Below are 22,634 nucleotides of genomic sequence, written 5' to 3' on the forward strand. Positions count from 1 at the left end.
GGACAGGGCGTTTTCGATAATGGAGCCAACCAATGGCAACCTACGCAGAGCAGATCGCTGCGTTTGAGGCGAAGCGCGCCTCGAATGTCGCGGCCATGAAGTCCCTGATGGATGAAGCATCCGAGAAGGGCGAAACCCTCGACGCCGAGGCACAGGATCAGTTCGATGAGCTGCAGGCCGAAAATGAGTCGGTCGACAAGCACCTGACCCGCCTGAAGTCGATGCAGTCGCTCGACGCTCAGACCGCCAAGCCGGTCTCCGGCGACACGGAAAAATCGGCGTCCGAGAGCCGCACCCCGACCGTCCACGCCAAGGCCAAGCCCCCCAAGGCGGCGCCGGGTGTTGCCTTCGCCCGCGTGGCCAAGGTCAAGGCGCTGTCCCGTCTCGACGGGGAAACCCCTCGCGAGGTCGCAAAGGCCCTCTATGGCGAGGACAGCGAAGTCTTCGGTCACTTCGTCAAGGCCGCAGTCGGTGCCGCAAACGCGGGCAGTGCGCCCTGGGCTGGCAACCTGATCACGGACGGCGGCGCTTTTGCCGACTTCGTGGAGTTCCTGCGCCCCATGACCATCCTCGGCAAGTTCGGCACCGGGAACATCCCTGGCCTGCGCCGCATCCCGTTCGATGTTCCAATCCTCGTGCAGGAAACCGGCGGCACGGGCTACTGGGTCGGGGAAGGGAAGGCCAAGCCGCTGACCTCGTGGACCACCAGCCGCACCAAGCTGGAGCCGCTGAAGGTTGCGACCATCGCGGCGGTCACCGAGGAAATGCTGCGCCGGTCTTCGGTCGATGCGGACATGTGGATCCGGGACGAACTGGCCTCGGCGGTTTCGGCTCGCATCGACACCACCTTCATCGACCCGGCGGCTGCGGCGGTGGCGGGCGTGGCGCCGGCCTCGCTGACCAACGGCGTGACCCCGATCCTGTCGAGCGGCAACGATGCCGATGCGGTGCGCACCGACATGCGGGCTCTGGCCGCCGGCTTCCGTGCCGTGAACAACACCACGGCGGGCGCGGTCTGGATCATGCCGGAAACCACCGCCGAAGCGCTGTCGATGATGATGAACCCGCTCGGCCAGCCCGAGTTCTCGGGCATCACCGCAGAAGGCGGCACCTTCCTCGGCAAGCCGGTGATCACCTCGGAGTACGTCCCGAGCGATTACGAGGCGGACAGCGGCGGCAACCCCGGTGTGACCGGCGCCGTTGTGGCATTGGTCAAGGCGTCCGACGTGTTCTTCGCGGATGAGGGCGGCGTTGCCGTGGACTTCTCGCGCGAGGCATCGCTGGAGATGGCCGACAACCCGACCACCGCGAGCGACACCCCGACCGGCGGCAGCATGGTCTCGATGTTCCAGACGAACAGCGTGGCCTTCCGCGCCGAGCGCGCGCTCAACTGGGCCAAGCGCCGAGCGGCATCGGTCCAGGTGCTGGGCAACGTCAACTGGGGCGACTGATCCCACGGGGCTGGGCTGTAATGGCCCGGCCCTTCTCAATATGAGGTGAGCCATGAAGAAAAGCAGCGGATACATGACCCGAGCGCTGGCGCACCGAGACCCGCGCTTTGCCCGGATCCTCGGGAATCTCGGCTATGAGGGGCGCGACATGCGTGCAGCGTCCGAGCCGGAAGACACCCCCGATGAGATGGCCGCACTGCGCGCCGAATATGAAGCCGTGATCGGCAAAAGGCCGTTCTACGGTTGGGATGCCGAAACGCTGCGCGCCAAGATCTCCGAGCATGAGGCTGAAGACTGATGGTCTTCTACCTCGCCTGTGCCTTCTTCTTCGTCGCTGTCGGGCTCTCCACGGGGGCCGTGTGGCTCCTCTGTGGCGCTGCCTGGGCGATGCTGGCGGGTGCGGCGTGGGCGGCGCTTTGCGCCACGGTTCTGTTCAGGGGTGGCGTGAATGGCTAACGCACTCACGGCGGCGGTCGCGCGCGGGCTGAGCCGGACCAAAGCTCTGTCATCCATCCCCAGCAATCGCGGCGGCTGGATGCCGATCATGGAGAGCTATGCCGGAGCATGGCAGCAGAACGTTGAGGTCGATGCGCGCGGCGTCTTGGCGAACCCGTTCATCTTCCGCTGCCAAGCTATGATCGCGCGGGACATTTCCAAGCTGCGCGTGAAGCTGATGACGAAGGACGGCGCGATCTGGAAGGAAACGACCAGCGCGGCGTTCTCGCCGGTCCTGCGCAAGCCAAACGCCTATCAGACGCGCAACCAGTTCTGGGAGAGCTATTTCCTGTCGAAGCTGTCGCGGGGCAACACCTATGTCTTGAAGCAGCGTGACGCGCGCCGGGTGGTGACCCGGCTGCATGTGCTGGACCCCCAGCGCGTGACACCGCTTGTCAGCGATAGCGGCGAAGTGTTCTATCAGCTTGCGACGGATAATCTCGCGAGCCTTGAGGTTGATGTGACGGTCCCGGCATCGGAGATCATCCACGACCGCTGGAATTGCCTGTTTCACCCGCTGGTGGGGTTGTCCCCAATCTGGGCAAACGGTGTGGCAGCCACGCAGGCGCAGAAAATCAGCGAGAGTAGCACGCAGTTTTTCGCGAACCAGTCGCGCCCCGGCGGTATCCTGTCGGCGCCGGGCAAAATCAGCGACGAGACGGCGGCGCGGCTCAAGGCCGCGTTCGAGACGAATTACTCGGGCGAGAACGCGGGCAAGATCGCGGTTGTCGGGGATGGCCTGAGCTTCAACCCGCTGACCGTGGCGGCTGATGACGCGCAGCTTGTGGAGCAGCTCAAGTGGACCTCGGAAACGATTGCCACGACCTTCGGCATTCCGCACTACAAGATTGGCCTCGGGGCGATGCCCACGGCGAACAATCTTGAGGCATTGAACGTCGAATATTATTCGCAGACCCTGCAAGGACTGATCGAGGACGCCGAAAGCTGTCTCAACGAGGCGCTGGGGCTGGACGAGAACACCACGCGATCTGAGTTCGACCTTGACGGCCTTCTGCGCATGGATTCCGCCACGCAGATGGAGACGCTGAAAACGGGCGTCGGGGCCGGTATCATCGCGCCGAACGAAGGCCGGGCGAAGTTCGGCTATGGCCCGGTCGCGGGCGGCGAAATGCCGTACCTCCAACAGCAGAACTACAGCCTTGAGGCGCTGGCAAAGCGGGACGCGCAGCCGGACCCGTGGGGCGCCGGCCAGCCGGCGCGGCCCGCCGCGCCGGAAGCTGACGACGAAGCCGGCGAAATGGCGGAGCGCGCTTTCGTGGCCGAAACGCTCTTGGCGATGCGCAAGGCAATGGAGGCGGCATGATCGACCCGCAAGTATTTGGCGCAGAGTTGGCCGGTATCGTGAAAGGGGCTGTTGCGCCACTTCTGGCCCGAATTGACGCGCAGGCAAAGCAGATCGAAGCCCTTGAGCGCGCGGCGGAAGCCCATAGGGAGCCGCAGGACGGCAAGGACGGGCGCGACGGTGCCGATGCCGACCCGGAACAGGTTGCCGCTCTGGTGGCCGAGAAAATGGCCCCGCAGCTTGAGGCGATGCAGGCCGCGATTGACGCAATATCGGAAGCGCCAGAGTTGCCGGACATTCCGGGGATGATCTCTGATGCCGTGGCGAAGGCTGTGGCCGAGATCCCCTCGCCGAAAGACGGCAAGGACGGCACCAGCGTGACGCCGGAAGACGTGATGCCAGCGCTCGAAAAACGAGTGGACGAACACCTCGCCAGCATCCCCGCGCCCAAGGATGGTCGCGACGGAATCGACGGCAAGGACGGAGCGCCGGGCGAGCGCGGCGAGAAGGGCGAGCCGGGTGCTGATGGCGTCGGCATGGCGGGCGCGCTGATTGACCGCAACGGCGAGCTGCACCTGACCATGACGGATGGCAAGGCCCTGGCCTTGGGCGCGGTCGTGGGCAAAGACGGCGCACCGGGCCGGGATGGCGCGGACGGGCTCGGCTTCGAGGATCTGGAATTCATCGCCGACGAGCAGGGGCGACCTCTGGCGAAGTTCCAGCGCGGCGACGTGGTGAAGACCTTCCGCCTGCCGTGCATCATCGACCGGGGGCCGTACAAGGCCGCAGGGAGCTATCAGAAGGGCGACGCCGTGAGCTTTGGCGGCTCGCTTTGGATCGCGCAGGGAGACACCGCTGAGCGCCCGGAGAGCGGCGCAGGCTGGCGTCTGGCGGTCAAGAAGGGCCGGGACGGTCGCAGCGCCGAGAAGGTGAAGGTTGGCGATGCCTGAGCTTTGCACCCTCGAAGAGGCCAAGCGCGCCCTGCGGATCGCCCCCGAAGATGACAGCCACGACGACGAGCTGCGCGATCTCATCCCCGATGCGTCGGGCGCAGTGATTGACTACCTGTCCGGTCGCGCCGCGGTGGTTCTGCTCTTAGACGAGAACGGTGATCTGACCGTGGATAGTGTGGTCCCTAAGCCCGTAAAGCGGGCCGCGCTCATCGTGCTTGAGCATCTGTTCGAAGCAGATGATGAGCTCAAGAGGGCGCCGGGTGGGCTGCCGTACAGGGCGGAAATGCTGCTGTACCGCTATGCCGATCCGCCGCTTGCGTGAGGTGGCAGGATGCAGATCACGAGGGCAAAAAAGCGACCGGCGGCAAGGCTCCGCGAGCGCGTGACGTTCGACTATCCCACGAAATCGTCTGACGGCACGGGCGGGGTCGAAATCGGGTGGAGCGATGAGCCCGAAAGCATCACGCGGGCGGCAGAATTCATCTACTCGCGCGGCTCTGAGGCTGTAGAGGCCGCAAGGCTGACGGGGCGGTCCATCTACAAGATCAAGGTCCGTTCGGACAGTCAGACGCGAGCGATTAATGCGACCTACCGAATGAGGGACCGGCGGCGGGCCGGTGATCCGTACAACATCCGAGAGGTAGACGCGATCACCGACCGGGCTTGGGTGTATATCGTGGTCGAGGGCGGGGTGGCGGTCTAGACGTGATGCGCTGGCGGCGGGAGATGGCGGCTTAGGGGTCGTCTGGCGGGTTCTCAACTACCCATGGGTCGAACACGCTGTGAAGCCATTCATACATGGTTCCGATGGTTATGCCGGTCAGTTGAGAGGAGTCTCTTTGGATTCCATTCACCAAAGAAATCGGGTCTTGAACCCCATGAACGTCTCTTATGTACCTCATAAGGTTGAAATAATCGTCTTTCAGTCGAGCCCCAACACGGCTTGGTGAAAACGTCACGGCTGCCGCGCACGCCAGCATCAAGTCATCGTCAGCCGTGATGGGCGCCGGAAACTTCTCTTCGAGCACTGCGACGATCTCGCTGTTCATTGAACGACCATTGGCCTCAGCGGCGAGCTTGATCCGGTCCCGCATCCCGTCTGGAAGGCGGAGCATGTAGCGGTCTTTGAACTGGTGCTGGTCATTGTCGGACATGATTGCCCAGTGGGCATTTTTTAAGTGTTGACACAATCCCTACCCAGTGGGCATAAGACATGCACCCACTGGGCATAAGGAGTGTGAAGTGACAAATATCGTGACCGTGGACTTCAGGGGAGACACCCTGTTCGGTTTTCAGGAGGGCGATCATATCTTCGTCGCCCTTCGTCCCATCGTAGAGGCGATGGGAATGGACTGGTCTGGACAGCTTCAGCGGGTGAAGCGTGACCCAATCTTGTCCGAAGGTGTGGGTATCATGCCCACACCTTTCGGGCGTGGCGGCGACCAAGAGGCGGTTTGCATCAAGCTCGACCTTCTCAATGGCTGGCTCTTCACCATCGACACGAACCGGATCAAGGACGACTCGGTGCGCCAGAAGGTGCTGACCTACCAGCGCGAGTGCTACCGGGTGCTTCACGACCATTTCGCCGGCAAGGCGAAGCACCAAGGGGGGGGCTTGGCGGACGACGAGGATCTGGCGCAGAGCCGGGGAAGCAAGCTTTCGCAAATCAAAGAGGTCCGTATGATCTTCGGCGCGGAAGCGGCTGCGCAGCTCTACCTACAGTTCGGCTTCGAGATTGTTCCCGCCATGATCGACCGGACCCGACAGCCTACCCTTTTCGACTATGATCAGATCAAATCCGTTGGGACAAACGCATGACACAGCTGCGCACGATGACCGACCGCTACATGCTCCGACTCCCCGACGGCTGGAGAGACACGATCAAATCGGAAGCAGGAAAGGCTCATCATTCGATGAACAGCGAAATCCTGAACGCGATACAAACCGCCATGCGCATCAAGGGGGTGCAGCTTGAAGCGCCCGCCCAAAAGTAAAGCCGCCGGGACGGCCATCCCGACGGCTTCGATGAATTCCACCCACGAAGATAGGAAATTCCCTATGAATATGCTTGATCGCCGCGGCTTTTTCAAGTCCGCATCCGCCGCGCTCGCGGCAACCGCAACCCCGGCGCTGGCCTTCCAGGCGCCGATCACCGAAACGCCGGACCACCCCGACTGGTGGAAGCGCATTGTCGAGGTCATCGACCATCTTGAGGCAGCGGACCCGCACGAGATGCACCTGTCCATCGCGGCCAAGGCGTTCGCTGCCAACGAAATCCGCAAGGCGCTGGATATGCCGCAGCGCAACGAGAAGCTGGTGAGCGAATACCGCGATGCCACAGCGATCTTCATCGCCAACGGCAAGCGGCGGGAATCCGCGCTCACGGGAGGGCTGGTCTGATGGGTATCGTTCCGTTCAACTTCGACGGCGCGCCGATCCGCGTGCTGGAAATCAGCGGCGACCCGTGGTTCGTCGGCAAGGATGTGGCTGGTGCGCTTGGATATAGCAACCCGCAGAAAGCCCTGCGCGATCATTGCCGGAAGGCACAAGATGTAGGGGGTGAACGAAACGTTCACCCCTCCGATCTGGACCCGCAGACCAAGATCATCCCGGAGGGCGACGTGTACCGCCTGATCGTCCGGTCCAAGCTCCCGTCCGCCGAACGCTTCGAGGCTCTGGTGATGGACGAGATCCTGCCGACGATCCGCAAGACCGGCGGCTACGGGGCGCAACAAGCCGCGACCATCGACCTGTCCGACCCGTCGCAACTGGTGCCGCTGCTGACCAGCTACGCGCAGCGGACACAGGTCGCAGAGGCCAAGGTGACAGAGATGACGCCGAAGGCCGAGGCGTTCGACCGGCTGGACACGGCAGAAGGGGATTTGACTGTCCGCCCGGCGGCGAAGGTTCTGAACTATCCGGAGCGAAAGCTGACGCGCTGGATGGAGTTGAACCGCTGGGCCTTCCGGCAGAACGGTCGCGGGCCGCTTCAAGCCTACGTCGATAAGCGCAACGTTGGGTATCTCTCCCACAGGCTGCGCCACTTCGATGACCCGAAGACCGGGGAGCCGAAGGTCGAGGTCACGTTGATGATCACGCCTAAGGGTCTGGCAAAGCTCGCAAAGGTACTGCCGAAGGAGGGCGGCGCGGCGCTGCACTAAGTGAAAACCTCAGGCAACTGAGGTGGCAGGGGCGGGAGACCGCCCTTGCCTATCACTCTTCGCATGCTTTGGAATAAAGCAAGGTGACGAGTACCGCGTCCATGGCCATTTGCCCGGGATCGACGGTAACGGGGTTTTTGGCGTAGGCATCACAGGCCCCGCTTTCCTCTGAGGTGCAGACTTCCGAAATAGCGGCAAGCGCGGCCATAGCTTGGCTGAGCGTATCTGCGTTCCGCAAAAGGGCATTGCACGGATCGAGGTCTTGCGCTGCGGCGGGAATTGCCAAGCAGGTGGCGGCCATGATGGCGGCTAGTCTCATCGAATCCTCCAATATCTGAGAGGCCAGAATGTCGGCATTTGAAGCGGTGCAAAAGGCGATTTTCGACGCGCTGGTGGCAGACGCTGCGCTCGGCGCGCTGGTCAGTGACCGCATTTTCGACGGAAGACCTGCTGACGCGGCGTTCCCGAACATCACCTTCGGCCCGGCTCAGTCGATCTATGACGAGGTCGATTGCATCGACGGGGAAGAGCATTTCTTCCAGATCGACGTGTGGGACCGCTCGCAGGGACGGGTGATCAATGCTAAGCGGATCGCGGACGCGGTCAAGGCGGCGCTGCACGGGGCTGACCTGAGCCTGACAGACCCGTATGCGCTGGCGGTGATCGAGGTGACGCAGATGCGGGTGATGCAAGACCCGGACGGGGTCACGGCGCATGGGGTTCTTTCGGTGAGGGCGCTAGTCGAATGGTCCGCAACGTAGAAAAGTTTCAGAAGCGAATGCGCGCGATTCCGCTGCGGGTTCGCCTAGAGGTCATCAAGCAGCTTGAGAAAGAAGCCGACAAGGTGGTCAAGCTGATGCGAGCCATGGCGCCGAAGGACACTGGCGCTGGCGCTGAAAGCATCGGCTGGACGTGGGGAGACGCGCCGAAGGGTGCGATCACAGTCGGTAAGGTTGCGGACAACGAATACGACCGTATCGCCATCAAGATCTACGCTGGCGGTGGCGATCAGTTTTACATGAAGTTTCAGGAGTTCGGCACGAAGCGCCAAAAGAAAAACTCCCTGAAATCACAAGAGTTCGGCACGGTGGACATGCCCGCTAACCCGTTCTTCTTTCCAGTTTGGCGCGCTGAAAAGCGTCGTGTGAAGGCCAACCTTCGCTCGGCAGTTCGGCGCGGCATCAAGAAGGCCCAAACAAAGGGCTGAGCCCATATCCCGCCCTTGGGCAAGGTGGGCCTGTCCGCTTATTCCCATCAACTCTTTCACATCAACTGGAGCTATCCCATGGCAAAGGCGACTACCGCAAAGTACGAGCAGATGATCCTTGAGGTCGAATGGACCGATGGGAGCGATACCTACACCAATGTCTGCGGACTGGTGGACGTAACGATCAACCGCACTTCCAACATCGACACTTCCGAAATCCCTGACTGCACTGATGAGAGCAAGCCGCTGTCGATCGAACGGCAGGTGCGCTCCCAGGAGGTTACCGTTTCCGCTTCTGGCGTCTGGGCGCTGTCCTCGCACCAGAACATGCTGGCATGGTGGCGGGCCGGAACGACTCTCAATGTGCGGCTGCGCAACGCCAAGGTCGAGAGTGATGGCGCGACCGACGACATTTACGCAGAGAGCGGTCCGGCTATCCTCGTTTCGCTGAACAACGGTCGGACGAAAGGCCAGAAGGTCAGCGCCGAGGTCGAGATCCAGTTCGACGGCGTGCCCGCGACTGCGCTGGTGGTCTGATGCAGCCGGTTCGACTGGCATGGGTGGGGGGCGAGCATGACTTCGCCCTCCCGATTGGCGCGCTCCGATCCCTTCAAGACGTTCGCGATTGCGGCCCGGAAGAGCTGTTCAATCGCTTTCGCGCGGGATCATGGCAGGCTGACGACGCGATCCAGACGCTGCGCTGGGGCCTTGCCGGCGGCGGCAGCATGACACCCAGCGAAGCGGCGCAATTCGTAACGCCGCTTTTCGATCTGCACCCCCTCATGACGTTCAAGCTGCCGTGCCTGAAGATGATGCACCATGCGCTTTTCGGCCCCGAGGGTGACCCGGTGGGGGAGGTGCAGGGGGTGACGGCGACAGCCCCGGAAAATGGCGCTTCTCAAAGCTCTACGGAAACGGGGCGGTAGTCGGCTTCACCCCTGAACAGGTGGACCGGATGAGTCTGTGGGAATTGCTCGCGTGCCTTGACGGCTATGCGGGTGCGCATGGCGGCAAGAAGCCGCCCGGCGGCGGTGGCGGCGGTGACATAAGCGAGGATCGCATGCGCGATCTCGGGATCGAGGGCTTCTGATGGCTGAAACAGTAGCAGACGACGCGATGCTCGTCGAAATGGGCTTGACGGAGCGGGAATATCTCCAGGCCCTCAAGCGGATCGAGCAGCAGACTGTGCGCTCTGCGAAGAAAGCGGAAACCGCGTTCAAGGCCGCGAACAAGAACACGGCGCGCAGCTTCGACACCGCGAACAAGAGCGCATCCAAGTTTTCGAGCCATGGGCTGCGGCAGACCACCATGCAGCTTTCGCAGGTGGCGCAGCAGGGGGCGGCGACGGGCAATTACCTGCAAGCCCTCGCGATCCAGCTTCCTGACCTTGCGCTCGGGCTTGGTACGGTCGGTATCGCTGCGGGTGCACTTGTCGGCGCGCTGGCGCCGATGGCGCTGGAAATGCTTCAAACCGGAGATGCGTCCAAGGAGCTTGAGGACGCGATGGACGACCTTGCGGATGCGGTGAAGCGCGTGCAGTCGGCGCAGTCGGATTTGTCCATGTCGCCGCTGGATCTGCGGGTTGAGTATGGCGAGCTGGATCAGGCGGCACGCAGAATTCAGGAGATTGAAGCGGGAATCGCGAACATGCGTGCGACCCGAGAGCTGAACAATGCGACTTCGCAGGTTGCCGAAGGGATGGGCTTGGGGCCGGTCTTCACGCAAGACCCCCGCGCGGTGGCGGATAGCATTGCGGCGGTTCAGAGCCTTCGGGAAGAGCGCGCAAGGCTCGACAGCAGCGTTTCCCAGATGAGCGACCGCGAGTTCGCGGCGGCAAACGCTCGGGTGCGCGAAATCCAAGACGAGATCAAGGCCTTGCGCGAAGTCGAAAAAGGCGTCGGATCACTGGCCGAAAGTCTCGGGCTGACAGAGGATCAGGCGCGGCAGGTTGCCGTCCAGTTTGCCGAGATTGGCGAAATGGAGGACATGCGCACCAGAGCTGAGGCAATGGAGCAGCTTGCCAGCTTCATCTTTGCATCTTCGCAGAACCTCTCCGAAGCGGACAGCAAGGCGAGCGCGCTCTATGACAGCCTGTTACGCGCAGCAGAGGCCGCTCTCCAACTTTCCAAGGCTGACGTTGGCAAGGGCCTTGAGGGCAGCGCGGACGCTTCGGCCCGCGCCCAAGCCCGCGTCCGCAAGGAATACGCCCGCACCACCGCCGAGCTGGAAAAGCTGGCGAAGGACCGCGAGACGGCAGAGGCCGGGCTTGCGAAAGCGATGGAAGACGGCGCTGACGATGCTGCCGCAGCCTTCCGCGAGGCAATCGACACCATCGACGCCGAGGTGTCCGGCCTGATCGGCGCAGAGCGGTCTATCAAGGATATGACAGACGAGCTGGACGCCCTGACCAAGGGCCTTGATCTGGTCGAGTTCGACGGCGAGGACGCGGTGCGCGCGGCCATCGAGGAAATGCGCAAGCAGCTTGAGGAAGCCGAAAAGGGCGTGGACAAGCTGAACGGTGCCGATCTGAAAAAGCTGGAAACCGGCTTTTCCGGGCTGCTGTCCTTCATGGATCGCTTTCTGTCAAAGATCGGCATGGCAGCCGATGAGCTTGGCGACCTCAAGGTGCCGACGGCGGGCGAGTTCGAAGCCCGCTATGTGCAGCGTGCCGTATCGGGCGCGGGCAGTGCAGATGAGGAGCTTGTGCGCGCGGTCGTTGCCGTCGCAGATCAACTCGGGATCGCGGCGAAAGACCTTCTGACGGTCATGAGCTACGAGACTGGCGGGACGTTCAGCACGTCCATTGCGAACCCGACGACCGGAGCAACTGGCCTTATCCAGTTCATGCCGGACAATCTGAAGCGGTACGGCGTGAATGCGCAGAGCAGCATCACGGATCAGGTTATTGCCTCGGGGCAATACCTTGCCGATGCGGGCGTGAAGGCGGGAGATAACCTGCTCCGCATCTACGCCGCGATCAACGCTGGATCGCCGGATAAGATCTATGCCTCTGACGCCAAGAATGGGGGCGCCCCTGGCACCGTGCTCGACAAGGTGCAAGGTCAAATGAGCGCTCACGAAGCCCGCGCCACGGGTCTTCTTGCCGCCTATGGCGGTGCGGTCGAGGAGGAAACGAAAGCGATCAGTGATCGCGAGAAGGCGCTGAAGGAGGAAATCAAGACCCGCAAAGAAAACCTGCGCGTGCGCGAGGACTTGGTTGCCGCGGCACAGCGCAGCACCACGGACGCTGAGCTTGAGGAGCAGCTTGTCGGGAAGAGCGCGGAAGAGCAGGCCCGGCTGCGCACCGAGTACATGCTCACGCAGCAGGCCAAACGCGATGGGATCGACCTCAACGAGAAGCTGGCAGGATCTGAAAAGACGGTCGCGGAAGAGATCCGCGCAACAGCTGCTGCGGTCGGGGAATACGTCGCGGAGAGTGAACGGCGGCAGGCGGCTCTCGACAAGACCGCTGAGAAGACCGCATTTCTGGCCCAGACGCAGGAGCAGCTTGAAAGCGGTATTGCCCGCGCGATTGTCGCCGGGGAAGGGTTTGCGGACGTTCTGGCGAACATCGCGCAGATGCTGGCAGAGGCGGCATTGCAGGCGGCGCTGTTTGGAAGTGGTCCCTTCGGCTCCGGCGGCGGTCTTTTTGGTGGGATTACCTCGGCGATCTTTGGCGGTTTTTCGAGCGGCGGATACACCGGGCCGGGCGGCAAGTACCAACCTGCTGGCGTAGTGCACAAGGGTGAGGTTGTGTGGTCCCAGAGTGACGTGTCTCGGGCTGGCGGGGTTTCTGCGGTCGAGGCTATGCGACTCGGGCGCCCTGGGTACGCCTCTGGTGGGATAGTGGGAGGCCTGAGTGGCGCCATGGTTCCTGTGGGGGCTCTGAACCGACCCGTGATTGGCGCTTCTGATGCCGGTGGTGGCGGCTTCCAATTCTCGCAAAGGATCATCAATCAGTCGGGCGTCAAGATCGAGACACGCGAGCGCGAGACACCGGCAGGTCGGGTTCAGGATATGATCATCTCTGATGCCGTGAGCAGGGGAATGACCGCACCGGGCGGCAAGGCCAAGCGTCTTCTGGACGCTCGCGCGCCGCAGGGCATTACGCGCCGATGACCTACCCGACATTTCCAACAGACTTGCCGCCACCGATGCCTGAAGAGAATGGCAGCCAGCTTTTCGATGCGCGGCGAATGACAACCTTCGATGCAGGTCCGCCAAAATCTTCTCTGCGCCATGCAATGGTGCCGCGCACGGTGCGCATGTCTTTCCACCTGCTTACATGGCAGGTCCACGCTTTCAACAGGTTCTATCAGGATACCTGCCGATATGGATCGGTCATGTTTTGGATGCGTGACTACCGAGTTGATGGAAAGCCGCTGCTGACCTCTGACGGCACGCCCCGGCTCAATTCGCAGGGCGTGCCGCTGTTGGCGTCGAAGGTGATGCTCTGTGCGTGGGGTGATGAGCCGCCGGTGTTCAGCGGTCCCGTGGTGCGCAGGCAAAACGCTGTCTTTGAAGTCGTGGAGATGCCCGCATGAGCCGCCCGAGCGCCAGATACCGCCGCGACCAAGCCGCATCGCAGTCGAGCGACCCCAAGGTTGCCCTGTTCGAGTTCAGTCACCCGGATCTGCCCGAGCCGATCCGGCTGTGTTCTGCCGCCATCGAGGTCATCAGCCGCGATCCGCGCACCTATGGCATCCGGTCGGCCTGGCGGGGCGAGGTGGCAGCCTACCAGCATGTGGCCTGCGGTGTGACGTTGCCCGGTGACCAGCCGGACGCGCCGGCGGCGGTGTCCCTGACCTTCGACCTGTTCGACGCATCGCTGCCGGAGCTGCTGCGGTCCTTCTCGACCCGCGCGGACTGTCGCGTGGCGCTGGTCATGGCGAGCGCGCCGGATGTGGTTGAGGCACAGTGGGGGCCGCTTGACCTCGTGTCGGCTCAGATCGGGGACCGCATCGTTATCAGCGCCAACCGCAAGCGCATTGAGGAGGAGGGCGCGCCCTTCCTGCGTTTCACTCGCACCATGTTTCCGGGCCTCTATCGGTGAGCTTCTCATCATTCGTCGGCATCCCGCATGTTGACCTCGGACGGGATCGCAGCGGCGCCGACTGCTGGGGTCTGCTGCGCCTCGTTTATGCCGAGGATCTCGGGATTACGCTGCCGAGCCTGCTCGAGGACTACGCCACCTGCGCTGACCACGCTGTCATCGCCGCGCTGATGGCCAAGCATGAGCAGGCCGGGCCGTGGCGCCCGGTGGAGCAAATCCAGCCCTATGACCTCCTGCGCTTTCGAGTGGGGCGGCACGACGCGCATGTGGCGGTGGCAGTGGACCGGCGCCGCATGCTCCACGCGCACGCCGGTCGCCACGCGGTGATCGTGCCCCGCAACACCCCAGAATGGCGCGACCGGTTCACCGGCGCTTTCCGACATGAGGCCATGCTTTGACCGCAGTCCTTAAATACGATCCGATCAGCAGCCAGCCTGAGCATGTTGGTGACTTCGACGGGCTGAGCGTGGCGCAACTGGTCGATGCTGTTCTGCCCGGCGCTGCGCCTGAGCAACTGGACCGCACGCGGGTGCTGCTGGCGCACCGTGACACGCTGGTGATGGTGCCGCAGGATGCCTGGGCACGGGTGTATCCTCACGCGGGCACGCGGGTGCTGATCCGCACCGCCAGTGGCGATCCGGTCTCGGTTGGGGCGTGGCTGTCCTCAGCCATAGGTCAGTCGTTTTATTTGGCCACCGGTGCCTCGCTCGGCGGTGCAGCGCTTAACGCGATCCTCGTGGCCGGCGCATTGGCCACCACTGGCCTGCTGGTCGCGGCTATGGGCGCGTTGATGCCGAAACCGCAGCAGCCCGGAGAGCAGAAGCGCAAGAACAGCTACGCCGCCACCGGCTGGCAGAATGATGCGCCTAGCGAGGACCAATGTGTGCCGGTGCCGATGGGCGAGATCCGGGTGGCGCCGTTCTACGCGATGTTTCCCACCAACTACGTGGTGGGAGATGACCTATATATCAGCGCCATGTTCTGCCTTGGCGTCGGGCCGCTCAACATCTCGGACATGCGCTTTGGAGATGCATCGGTGGACGATTACCAAGATGTCCAGATCGAGACGCGCAGCGGTCTGCCGGATGATGTGCCTTTCACGCTGATCCGCAAGCAGTATGTGCCGGAAGACGATGCGTCCGGGTCGGAGTTGCAGCAGCCGGAGGCTCCGCTCGATCAGCAGGGCGAACCTATCGAGGGCGAGCCGGAAGAAGAGCAGCCGCAGGTCTACGGCATCGCCAGCCGCGCCACTGGCGTGCGGGTGATCTTCGCGTGGCGCTCCGGCCTCTATTACCAAAAATCGGACGGCGACACGGGTTACACCACTGTGACCCTGCGCATTGACCAGCGCCGCCGTGGCACGGAAACATGGTCTGAGGTGGTCACGCTCGAATACCGCAACAACCAGCTAAAGGGCTTCTTCCGCCAGTACGAATGGGATCTTCCGGACCGTGAGCGTTGGGAGGTTCGGATCACCAACCTGACAACCAAGGACGGCGGGACGCAGCGCCAGAACACCACCCATATTCATGCGCTCTACAGCATCCGGCCCGAGTACCCGATTGCCACGGATACCCCGCTGGCGCTGGTCGCGATCAACGCCAAGTCACAGAGCCAGCTCGACGGAACGATCGACAGCTTCAACGCGCTGGTCAGCCGTCCGGTCCAGTCGTGGGACGGCTCGGCATGGTCCGAGGCCGTGAGCGATAACCCGGCGGACCTCTACCGCTATGCCCTACAATCAGGCATCCATCCCTACCCGGTGGCGGACGAGGCGGCCAACCTCGAAGAGATCGAGGAATTTGCCGAGTTCTGCACCACGCAGGGGCTGACCTTCAATGGCGACATTCGCGAGCAGGTGTCTCTGGGGCAGCTGCTGTCCACGATCTGCGCTGCCGGGCGCGGCGCACCGCATCATGACGGGGCGCAGTGGGGCGTCATCATCGACCGGCCCGCTAACGTGGTGGATCATATCTCGCCGGTCAGCTCGTGGGGCTTCGAGGCCGATCTGGAATGGCCCGAGTTCCCGCACGCCGTCTGGTTCGAGTTCCAGGACGCCGCCTTCGACCATGAGCCGGAAACGGTCTACGTCCTCTGGCCGGGACACACCGGGTCGGTGACGCTGACTGAGCAGTGGGAGGTGCCAGGCAAGACCAACCGAACCGAAGCCATGCGCGAGGTCTATCGGCGCATGCTGGAGGCCATCTACCGCCGCGAGCGCTTCTACGCTCTTCAGGAGGGGCCGGTGCGCCCGGCGCGGCGCGGCGACACGGTGCTGCTGTCCCAGCCCATCCTGCGCGAGACGCAAGGGTCAGGCCGGATCGTCGCCGTGCGCGACAAGCTGGTGGTGCTCAATAACGCCGTCACGATGGTTGAGGGGCAATCCTACGTCCTGCGCACCGTTGAGCATGGTGAGGATGAGGATGGGCCGTTCAGCGCCTCGCTGGCCTACCCGGTGATGACGGTGCCAGGGGAGACCCGGACGCTTTACGTGACCGGTGACGATGTGCCGTCCGTCGCGCCGCTGGTGGACGGTGAGCCGGATCTGCGCCCGATGTTCGTGTTCGGCCCGGTTGGCGAGGAGGGTTTCCACTGCCGGGTGGTGGACATCGAGCCGGCGGAGGATATGGCGGTGCGCCTGTCCCTGACCCTAGCGGCGGAAGAGATCGACGCGCTGGTCGAGGCCTGGGAGCCGGAGGAGTGGTCGCCGATCAGCGGGGTGATCCTGCCGGATTTCCCCGTCACGCTGCCGCCGCTCTTCTGGGGCATCGCCACCGATGCGCCCGATGTGCCCTTCGGCACGGTCGAATGCCTCGTGCGCGTTTCTGCGCGCGAAGATCCGGCGGAAACCGGCACGCTGCGCGCGATCACCGTGGAGCATCGTCTGGCCGGAGAAACAACCTGGCAAGCCGCAACGATCCACGGGCCTTCAGGAGCTGTCACCCTTACCTATAACTTGTCGGATCAGATCGAGCTGCGCCTTGTTGGAGTATCAGCCGGCGGGTCACTTGGGCCGTACAGCGATGCGATTGCATTCACTGTCGGCGATGAATTTGCCCCGCCTTCAGATGCGCCAGATGTGGGCTCGATCACCGCCGTGTCCGGGCTCGGTCATGTGGCCTTCCAAATCGCTATTGATGAGGGCAGCACTCTGGTGATCTTCAGAACGCCAGATGGTGACGCATTTGATGTGGTCGCTGACGAGATCGACCGAATTGCGGTGCGCGCCGGGCAGACCCTGTCCTATACCGATGGCGACAGCACCCGCATGTCGATCATCGCCGATATCGGCGGGTCGTGGAGCGCCGGCGGCGGCTGGGTTATCTCTGGTAACAGTGCCAGCCACACGCCAGGCAGCGCCTCCAACTTGGAAATTTCCGCCGACCTTGAGGCAAGCGAAACCTATAGAGGCGCGGTGACCGTATCGGGGCGCACCGCCGGAAATATCACAGTCAAGCTGACCGGCGGGCAATCGGCCTCCACCGGCGCGATTTCTGAAAATGGCCAAACGCTGGTCGCGCTTGTCGCTGGCTTTGGCGATGACCGAGTCGAGATCGTCGCATCGGCTGACTTTGACGGCAGCGTCTCAGGCGTTTCGCTTTACCGCGAGACGGCAGCCTGTGCCCCGCAGGGCGCGCAAGACTACCGGTTTGCAGTTCTCAACGACGACGACCTTGGCTCGGACGTTTCCGGGCAAATCACCACCACCATCATTTGAGGCAAACACCATGGCAGATGGCATTCGCGTCACCGACGAGGCGGCGCTACCGGATTTTGACGCCGTATCCGGCGACTTCGAGGGCAGCTCCGGGCGCATTTCGCGGGCCACCCTTGCCATGGGGCTTGTGAACACAGGATTGATCACATCCTCGTCGCGGATGCGCAGCGAACGCTACGAAGGGTCGCCGCCGCCGAACCCCATAACCCTGCCAGTTGCCCCCGCCAATGATGATGCTGTCATCGTGCTAGCCGGCGGCAGTTATCAGCCACGCACGGAATGGACGCGGGATGGCACAGAACTGACCATGGTCGATGGCTGGCCCGACGGGATCACGCATGTCGATGTGCTGATTTGGGAGGGCGTGATCAGCACGGCCAGTGCGGCCAGCACCACATTCGAGGCGGGTGACAGCCTGGAGGACCGGTATCCCATGCCCCCGTTCGCTGGGCGCGACCAGCTTGTCAGCTGGTGGGGCGTTGCGGGCAACCGTGATGCTGTCCCCGTGGGCAAGGTGTTTAGCGACGGGTACAAGCAGTATATGAAGATGCCTGCTGGCCACCCACGTTACGGGACCAACCCCATAACCGACCTGCCGGGTGTTTGCCCTGTGGGCCTCTGGGATTTGGGTCATTTTGGCGCCGACTATACAGGCACGGTCGATAGCACCGCGATCATTCAGGCCGCCATCACAGCCGCCGCTGGCACCAAGCTGCATTCGACCGGAGCGGCGCTGCGCATGGATGGCACTGCCGTGATTTCAGCGCACGGTCAGGAGATCGCGTTCGGAGCAACACGGATCGACGCGACCGCGTTCACCGGCTGGCTGGCTGTGGCGGGCGATGGGTGGAATACGGGGCGTGTACGAGCACCCGTTGAGGTGCGCGGTCAGGAAGGCCCAAGCACGGTACTTTCTGCGGATACAGGGCGTCGGGCGACCGCGATCACCGTGGCCTCGGCGGCGGGAATCAGTGCGGGCGATCAGGCGTTCATTCAAAGCGACGGAGAGCGCTGGTACACCCTGTCGGGCAAAGAGATCTATAAGGGCGAGCCCGTCAGAATTACCGATGTGACCGGCAATACCCTCACTCTCGACCGACCGCTGCGCTTCGAGTACGACGCGACCTCCCACACCGTAACGGTCGATACGTACACGCCCGCACGTGACGTGCGCATCAGCGGCGGCATCTGGCAGGGCGGCGGCGTTCGGCAGGCGATGGCCAACGGGTTTGGGCCGGCGGCACTCTTTGCTGAGGGATACTACAACTGCACGTTCGAGCCCGTTTACGTGGAGGGCTTTCAGGGTCGCGCAATCCATTTCAAGGACGGACAGAGAGCCTCTGCTATCAACACAACTTTGCGGGGTCACACCGATGCATACGGGCCAGTGACCGAGGATCTCGACAGTGGGTTCTACGGCGTATGGTTCGAGAGATCCGCCATATGCAAGGCGGACGGGATCACCGGCATCCGGCTGCGTCATGTGGTGGACGGGAATGACAGCTTTGACGTGATCTGCGACAACATCACGCCTCTCGACAACCATGCCGCAGCCTACACCTGCCATGAGGGATGCGGTGACTGGACGTTTCGTGCTGGGTGCCTTGCAGACCAGATTTCTCACTATGCCATGCAGTGGCGCGGTGGTGACGTGACATTGCAGGGGGTGCCATGGCAGTCTGACGTTGCCGCTGCGAGCGAGTTCGGCTTCACTGTTATTGACGGCGGAGTCGGGGACATGACGCGGGTTATCACACTCGATGGCGCGCAGATCAGCGCGAACTATGCGGCGGTCTTCGTAAATATTCCGGAGGTCGAGCTTCGCCTGTTGCCCGGAACCGTCCTGAGATCAACGCGCGTCGATAGCTCGCCGCTCACAGTCGGCAGCCCCAACATGACCTTGCTGTCCGCTCGCGGCGTCACCCTCATCACCCAGGGTGACAGCTGCATAGAGATCACCGCAGGCGCTCTTTCTGACGGCGATGTGGTGGACATTCAGGACTGCACTCTCGACGGGTATACAGGCGCGGGCGTGCGCAACTACTCGGATGCGACCAAGGCGCACATGGTCGTCAAGAACAACCATGTGCGCCCTGCAAACCCTGCCGCAGAGATCCTGACTTATGATAATCTGAACAGCGTGGATAGCGGCTCGGGTCGTGGCTACGTGATCTCAGGCCCGAACTATGGAGCCGATGGCGAGGTATGGGGCATCGCCACGAATGCAAACCGCTGGACGCCTGCGCTCGTGACAGACGATGTCACTGATTTTTCCTACGGATTTGCCACCCGTGGGCAGTGGGAGCGTGTCAGCAGCAACTGCATCAAATTCAGCGGACGGGTGAGCCTGACCGGGCTAAACACGTCGACTGGCAATATCCAGATCGACCTATCGGATATCGGCTTGCCGTTTGCGACATACGTTGATGGGTCGGCGTCGCTTGAGATCTATGCCTATGCGGCTGCGGGTACGCGGTTCGGGTTACAGATTGAGGACGACGCCAGCGGACGGATTACACTGCTGCGCTATCCGGCGGCTGCCACGACGCCGGTCAGCGCGGATGTGTCTGACCTCACCGCAACCACCACGATAAAATTCTCTGGCCACATCTTTCTGGGGGCGTAACCCATGCAGCTTATCAACGTAGCCGCCGTCGATTTCAGCACCGGTGTTCAGGTCGGCGCCCCGGAAAGTGTGTTCTTCTCGAATGCCACCGTGCCTGACGGAAAAGCTCCTTTTGCCGCCGCCAGAGCGCCCAGGGCCTTTTTTGGTGACGCCATGGGATTTTCGGGGGCGACGGCTGGGAATAACACCACGACGGTGTCTCAGCTCACGGACAATACCGTGTTCGATGGCACCGAGGATCTGGAATACTTTGCCAACAATGCCACCATCGTCGTGGCCACGGATTACGGCATTGCGGGTGCATTTGCCGCCACAAGCAAAAACACGACCTCTGGCGACAAAACGATAACCATCGCATCCCATATGGCCAATCATGATACGGACGGCCCCGGGTGGGCACTGTACCTGGACGCCGTGCGCATGCCCGGGGCCGGGTCCGTCTGGGGTGGGGAGCTGCAAGTCGGCAACAAAGGGATTAGCCCTACCGCTGGCGACGGCGCACCCGGCATCACGCCTCACGGGCGCTTTTTGTCGGGCTCCACGCGCGGCCTGACCATTGGCAGTGGCGCAGACCCCAACGTGCACGCGACCTCCTACCCGGTGGACGTGGCGCTCTATATCGCGCCGAACGGTTCCACGTTTTACAATGGCATCACGTTTGGGCCGGGTGCGCTGGAGCCGTGGGCAGACGGCGGTCGCCGGGCCATCAACATGCAGGCGAATGGCACGCGGATGAGCTGGTTCACCGCTGGCGCCGCGCCCGGAAGCCCCTATGAGCAATTCTACATCGCTGCGAACATGACCGGTGCGGCCAGCTCGCGTATGGGCATGCGCGCCAATGATAGCGGTCTTTCGTTTTTGAATGACGCTGAGCATCCGTTCTTTTTTCTCAACAACGGGGTCGGGTCCGTAGCGCTGAACTATGTGGCGATTGGCGCGGCCGGGACAGGGAGCCCTGCCCGGATCTATGTTGATGGCGTCGATGACGACGCAGACCTTTTGCTTGATCCGGCTGGCGCAGGGCACGTGCGTATGGGCTCCTATGCAGCGCTGGCAGGCGAGACGGCGAGCGGCACTCTTACGATCAAGGACGCGAACGGGGTGCTGCGCAAGCTCTCCGTCGTATCCTAATATCCCCCCCTGAAACCTCCCCCCGAAGAAAGGAAGTACCATGAAAATCGACTTCGATCAGCCGATCACCAATCTCGACGGCACACCGTTGGTCATGTTCCCGCCCGTCCTCGACGCGGACGGCTCCGAGGTCCGTCCGGCTGTCGAGGCGACGCTGGGCCGCTATGTCGGCCATATCGTCAACACAACCCGCGAGGCCGAGTCGTCGTCGCTGGAGCGAGGCAAGCTGGCAATGCGGATCTATGGCGGTGGCGAAGTCGAGGTGACAGCCGAGGAGCTGACGCTTATGCGCCGCATCGTGACCAACAATGGCATGCCCTGCAACGCTGTCTACATTGCACACAATCTGCTGGAGGTCTGATCGTCTCGACCGTTCGAACGGCCATTGGCGCTCCCTTCACTGGCCGGCCTGACGCCGGCAGCACCTTCAATCGGCATGACACGACCCGCCGCCGGCGGGCTTTTTTTATGAGGATTCCCGTGACAGATCCGGATGGACGATACATTCCGCCGAAAAAGTGGGTGGCGCAGCGCTTCGTCACCAAATTTGCCGATTGGGTCATCATTGGTGTGATCGGGTTCCTGGCTGTCGCATTTGTCGAGCCGGTTCGCGAGCGGGCGCTCGCAATCTGGAACACGCCAACCTCGATGACACAGATCAGCGAGAACCTGGTCAATCTCTCGGATCGCCTCGACGTGGTGTCGGTCGAGGTGCGACGCTTGAAGCAGCCGGAAACGGTGTTCGAGATGAGCACCTACAACACCCGGCCAGTCGAAGGCTATTGCGTGTCCGGCCAGCCTTGCACGATCAATGTGCGGATCCGCCGTCTGCAAGACGCGCTTTCCTGCCGCATCGTGCCGGGCAGTATCCAGTGGGGCTTCATCAATCCGCGCGCCGACACCTTCGTTTCTGCGCGCCGGATGGACAGGCCGTCTGGCCGCAATGTCGGGGTGTCCTGGGAGGATATCACGATCCGTCTCATGACGCCGCCGAACCTTGAACCAGAGGCGTATTTCACGTTCGAGGCCTTCTATACCGAGTGCCCCGGCATGGGCGGCGGTGACGATCCGATCAGCTTCAACAGCCCGCGTGACCTGTTCGAGATTCGCGCGGAATAGACCTTGCGCCAAATCGACCACCACCGCCCGGCCATCGCGCCGGGCTTTTTTATGCGCGCTTCGGCGCATCGCCTGCCCGAGCGTCAACGGGCATAGCAGAAGAAAGATCGAAACATGCAGAACGCACCCTTTACCATCAAGCACATCACTCCGGATGGAGATACGTTTCTCTGTCCCGCCGCGATCATCACATGCATAGGATCTCCGATCCCAGGGGGACCGGCGCGTGGCATTGCCCTGCCACCGAAAAAGATCGAATTCGATATGGGGCGCGGTGACGGCCTCAAAGGCTCGGTGTCGACGGGCGTCGTCTACGTTCTCAACCAGAATGGGAAGACCGTCGATACCTATCACTTTCCCTTGACCGAGGCTGAACAAGCCAGCGAGGCATAGCTGCGGCCAGATGTGAGATGGGTT

Annotated in this window: 27 protein-coding genes; 25 read left to right on the forward strand and 2 right to left on the reverse strand. The window is 62.6% G+C overall.

Annotated elements, in window-relative coordinates:
• Nucleotides 1-32 precede the first annotated feature (32 nt).
• The 6 genes from Ga0080574_RS14175 to Ga0080574_RS14200 all read left to right on the forward strand — a co-directional run bounded on the left by Ga0080574_RS14175 (nt 33) and on the right by Ga0080574_RS14200 (nt 4,905).
• Entirely contained in the window at nt 33-1,451 is a 1,419-nt protein-coding gene (locus Ga0080574_RS14175; protein ID WP_076700440.1) for a phage major capsid protein, read from the forward strand.
• A 52-nt stretch (nt 1,452-1,503) separates the two neighbouring features.
• Nucleotides 1,504-1,749, forward strand: a complete 246-nt coding sequence (locus Ga0080574_RS14180) for a hypothetical protein (protein WP_076700443.1) — start codon at nt 1,504-1,506, stop codon at nt 1,747-1,749.
• Between the two features lie 150 nt (nt 1,750-1,899).
• Nucleotides 1,900-3,270, forward strand: coding sequence for a phage portal protein (locus Ga0080574_RS14185; protein ID WP_076700447.1), 1,371 nt, complete (start codon nt 1,900-1,902; stop codon nt 3,268-3,270).
• The gene (locus tag Ga0080574_RS14190; protein ID WP_076700450.1) at nt 3,267-4,199 is read left to right on the forward strand and encodes a collagen-like domain-containing protein; all 933 of its coding nucleotides are present in this window, start codon (nt 3,267-3,269) and stop codon (nt 4,197-4,199) included. The genes Ga0080574_RS14185 and Ga0080574_RS14190 overlap by 4 nt, the downstream gene beginning before the upstream one ends.
• Nucleotides 4,186-4,524, forward strand: a complete 339-nt coding sequence (locus Ga0080574_RS14195; protein ID WP_156876367.1) for a head-tail connector protein — start codon at nt 4,186-4,188, stop codon at nt 4,522-4,524. The genes Ga0080574_RS14190 and Ga0080574_RS14195 overlap by 14 nt, the downstream gene beginning before the upstream one ends.
• A 9-nt stretch (nt 4,525-4,533) precedes the next feature.
• On the forward strand, nt 4,534-4,905 hold the full coding sequence (locus tag Ga0080574_RS14200) for a phage head completion protein (RefSeq protein ID WP_076700458.1): 372 nt from the start codon (nt 4,534-4,536) through the stop codon (nt 4,903-4,905).
• 31 nt (nt 4,906-4,936) lie between these two features.
• On the opposite strand, the gene Ga0080574_RS14205 is transcribed toward Ga0080574_RS14200, so the two are convergent.
• Nucleotides 4,937-5,356 carry an Arc family DNA-binding protein gene (locus Ga0080574_RS14205; protein ID WP_076700462.1) on the reverse strand — a complete coding sequence of 140 codons (420 nt, stop codon included), beginning with the start codon at nt 5,354-5,356 and terminating at the stop codon, nt 4,937-4,939.
• Nucleotides 5,357-5,444: 88 nt separating this feature from the next.
• Between Ga0080574_RS14205 and Ga0080574_RS14210 the strand changes: the two genes are divergently transcribed.
• From Ga0080574_RS14210 to Ga0080574_RS26240, 4 genes are all read left to right on the forward strand, one after another.
• Entirely contained in the window at nt 5,445-6,020 is a 576-nt protein-coding gene (locus Ga0080574_RS14210) for a phage antirepressor N-terminal domain-containing protein (protein ID WP_076700466.1), read from the forward strand.
• Nucleotides 6,017-6,196 carry an Arc family DNA-binding protein gene (locus tag Ga0080574_RS14215; RefSeq protein WP_076700470.1) on the forward strand — a complete coding sequence of 60 codons (180 nt, stop codon included), beginning with the start codon at nt 6,017-6,019 and terminating at the stop codon, nt 6,194-6,196. The genes Ga0080574_RS14210 and Ga0080574_RS14215 overlap by 4 nt, the downstream gene beginning before the upstream one ends.
• Nucleotides 6,197-6,266: 70 nt before the next feature.
• Nucleotides 6,267-6,602 (forward strand): hypothetical protein, encoded by a 336-nt coding sequence (locus Ga0080574_RS14220; protein ID WP_198039728.1) that lies wholly within the window; start codon nt 6,267-6,269, stop codon nt 6,600-6,602.
• Nucleotides 6,602-7,363, forward strand: a complete 762-nt coding sequence (locus Ga0080574_RS26240) for a BRO family protein (RefSeq protein WP_076700478.1) — start codon at nt 6,602-6,604, stop codon at nt 7,361-7,363. The genes Ga0080574_RS14220 and Ga0080574_RS26240 overlap by 1 nt, the downstream gene beginning before the upstream one ends.
• A 52-nt stretch (nt 7,364-7,415) precedes the next feature.
• On the opposite strand, the gene Ga0080574_RS14230 is transcribed toward Ga0080574_RS26240, so the two are convergent.
• The gene (locus Ga0080574_RS14230) at nt 7,416-7,682 is read right to left on the reverse strand and encodes a hypothetical protein (protein ID WP_076700482.1); all 267 of its coding nucleotides are present in this window, start codon (nt 7,680-7,682) and stop codon (nt 7,416-7,418) included.
• Nucleotides 7,683-7,710: 28 nt separating this feature from the next.
• Here Ga0080574_RS14230 and Ga0080574_RS14235 point away from each other — a divergent pair, with 28 nt between their 5' ends.
• The 15 genes from Ga0080574_RS14235 to Ga0080574_RS14300 all read left to right on the forward strand — a co-directional run bounded on the left by Ga0080574_RS14235 (nt 7,711) and on the right by Ga0080574_RS14300 (nt 22,610).
• Nucleotides 7,711-8,124 (forward strand): DUF3168 domain-containing protein, encoded by a 414-nt coding sequence (locus tag Ga0080574_RS14235; protein WP_076700487.1) that lies wholly within the window; start codon nt 7,711-7,713, stop codon nt 8,122-8,124.
• Nucleotides 8,109-8,570, forward strand: a complete 462-nt coding sequence (locus Ga0080574_RS14240) for an HK97-gp10 family putative phage morphogenesis protein (RefSeq protein ID WP_076700491.1) — start codon at nt 8,109-8,111, stop codon at nt 8,568-8,570. The genes Ga0080574_RS14235 and Ga0080574_RS14240 overlap by 16 nt, the downstream gene beginning before the upstream one ends.
• A gap of 78 nt (nt 8,571-8,648) precedes the next feature.
• On the forward strand, nt 8,649-9,107 hold the full coding sequence (locus Ga0080574_RS14245) for a phage tail tube protein (protein WP_076705991.1): 459 nt from the start codon (nt 8,649-8,651) through the stop codon (nt 9,105-9,107).
• Nucleotides 9,107-9,496, forward strand: a complete 390-nt coding sequence (locus Ga0080574_RS14250) for a gene transfer agent family protein (RefSeq protein WP_076700495.1) — start codon at nt 9,107-9,109, stop codon at nt 9,494-9,496. Before Ga0080574_RS14245 ends, Ga0080574_RS14250 begins: the two co-directional genes overlap by 1 nt.
• Nucleotides 9,497-9,525: 29 nt before the next feature.
• Complete coding sequence (locus Ga0080574_RS26735) at nt 9,526-9,660, forward strand: hypothetical protein (protein WP_257787895.1); 135 nt, start codon at nt 9,526-9,528, stop codon at nt 9,658-9,660.
• A complete protein-coding gene (locus Ga0080574_RS14255) occupies nt 9,660-12,689 on the forward strand; it encodes a coiled-coil domain-containing protein (RefSeq protein ID WP_076700499.1) in 3,030 nt (1,009 codons plus the stop codon). Before Ga0080574_RS26735 ends, Ga0080574_RS14255 begins: the two co-directional genes overlap by 1 nt.
• On the forward strand, nt 12,686-13,114 hold the full coding sequence (locus tag Ga0080574_RS14260; protein WP_076700503.1) for a hypothetical protein: 429 nt from the start codon (nt 12,686-12,688) through the stop codon (nt 13,112-13,114). The genes Ga0080574_RS14255 and Ga0080574_RS14260 overlap by 4 nt, the downstream gene beginning before the upstream one ends.
• The gene (locus tag Ga0080574_RS14265) at nt 13,111-13,623 is read left to right on the forward strand and encodes a hypothetical protein (protein ID WP_076700507.1); all 513 of its coding nucleotides are present in this window, start codon (nt 13,111-13,113) and stop codon (nt 13,621-13,623) included. Before Ga0080574_RS14260 ends, Ga0080574_RS14265 begins: the two co-directional genes overlap by 4 nt.
• Complete coding sequence (locus Ga0080574_RS14270; RefSeq protein ID WP_076700511.1) at nt 13,620-14,021, forward strand: C40 family peptidase; 402 nt, start codon at nt 13,620-13,622, stop codon at nt 14,019-14,021. The genes Ga0080574_RS14265 and Ga0080574_RS14270 overlap by 4 nt, the downstream gene beginning before the upstream one ends.
• Nucleotides 14,018-17,341 carry a TipJ family phage tail tip protein gene (gene gpJ / locus Ga0080574_RS14275; protein WP_076700516.1) on the forward strand — a complete coding sequence of 1,108 codons (3,324 nt, stop codon included), beginning with the start codon at nt 14,018-14,020 and terminating at the stop codon, nt 17,339-17,341. Before Ga0080574_RS14270 ends, gpJ begins: the two co-directional genes overlap by 4 nt.
• Nucleotides 17,342-17,351: 10 nt before the next feature.
• Nucleotides 17,352-19,967: a hypothetical protein gene (locus Ga0080574_RS14280; RefSeq protein ID WP_076700520.1), complete on the forward strand. Its 2,616-nt coding sequence runs from the start codon at nt 17,352-17,354 to the stop codon at nt 19,965-19,967.
• A 3-nt stretch (nt 19,968-19,970) separates the two neighbouring features.
• The gene (locus tag Ga0080574_RS14285) at nt 19,971-21,098 is read left to right on the forward strand and encodes a hypothetical protein (protein WP_076700525.1); all 1,128 of its coding nucleotides are present in this window, start codon (nt 19,971-19,973) and stop codon (nt 21,096-21,098) included.
• A 40-nt stretch (nt 21,099-21,138) separates the two neighbouring features.
• Nucleotides 21,139-21,459, forward strand: a complete 321-nt coding sequence (locus Ga0080574_RS14290; protein WP_076700529.1) for a hypothetical protein — start codon at nt 21,139-21,141, stop codon at nt 21,457-21,459.
• Between the two features lie 119 nt (nt 21,460-21,578).
• A complete protein-coding gene (locus Ga0080574_RS14295) occupies nt 21,579-22,217 on the forward strand; it encodes a hypothetical protein (protein WP_156876369.1) in 639 nt (212 codons plus the stop codon).
• 114 nt (nt 22,218-22,331) lie between these two features.
• The gene (locus Ga0080574_RS14300; protein ID WP_076700536.1) at nt 22,332-22,610 is read left to right on the forward strand and encodes a hypothetical protein; all 279 of its coding nucleotides are present in this window, start codon (nt 22,332-22,334) and stop codon (nt 22,608-22,610) included.
• The last annotated feature ends 24 nt before the right edge of the window (nt 22,611-22,634 follow it).

Origin of the sequence: Salipiger abyssi, from assembly GCF_001975705.1 — a bacterium.
Taxonomy (GTDB): Bacteria; Pseudomonadota; Alphaproteobacteria; order Rhodobacterales; family Rhodobacteraceae; genus Salipiger; species Salipiger abyssi.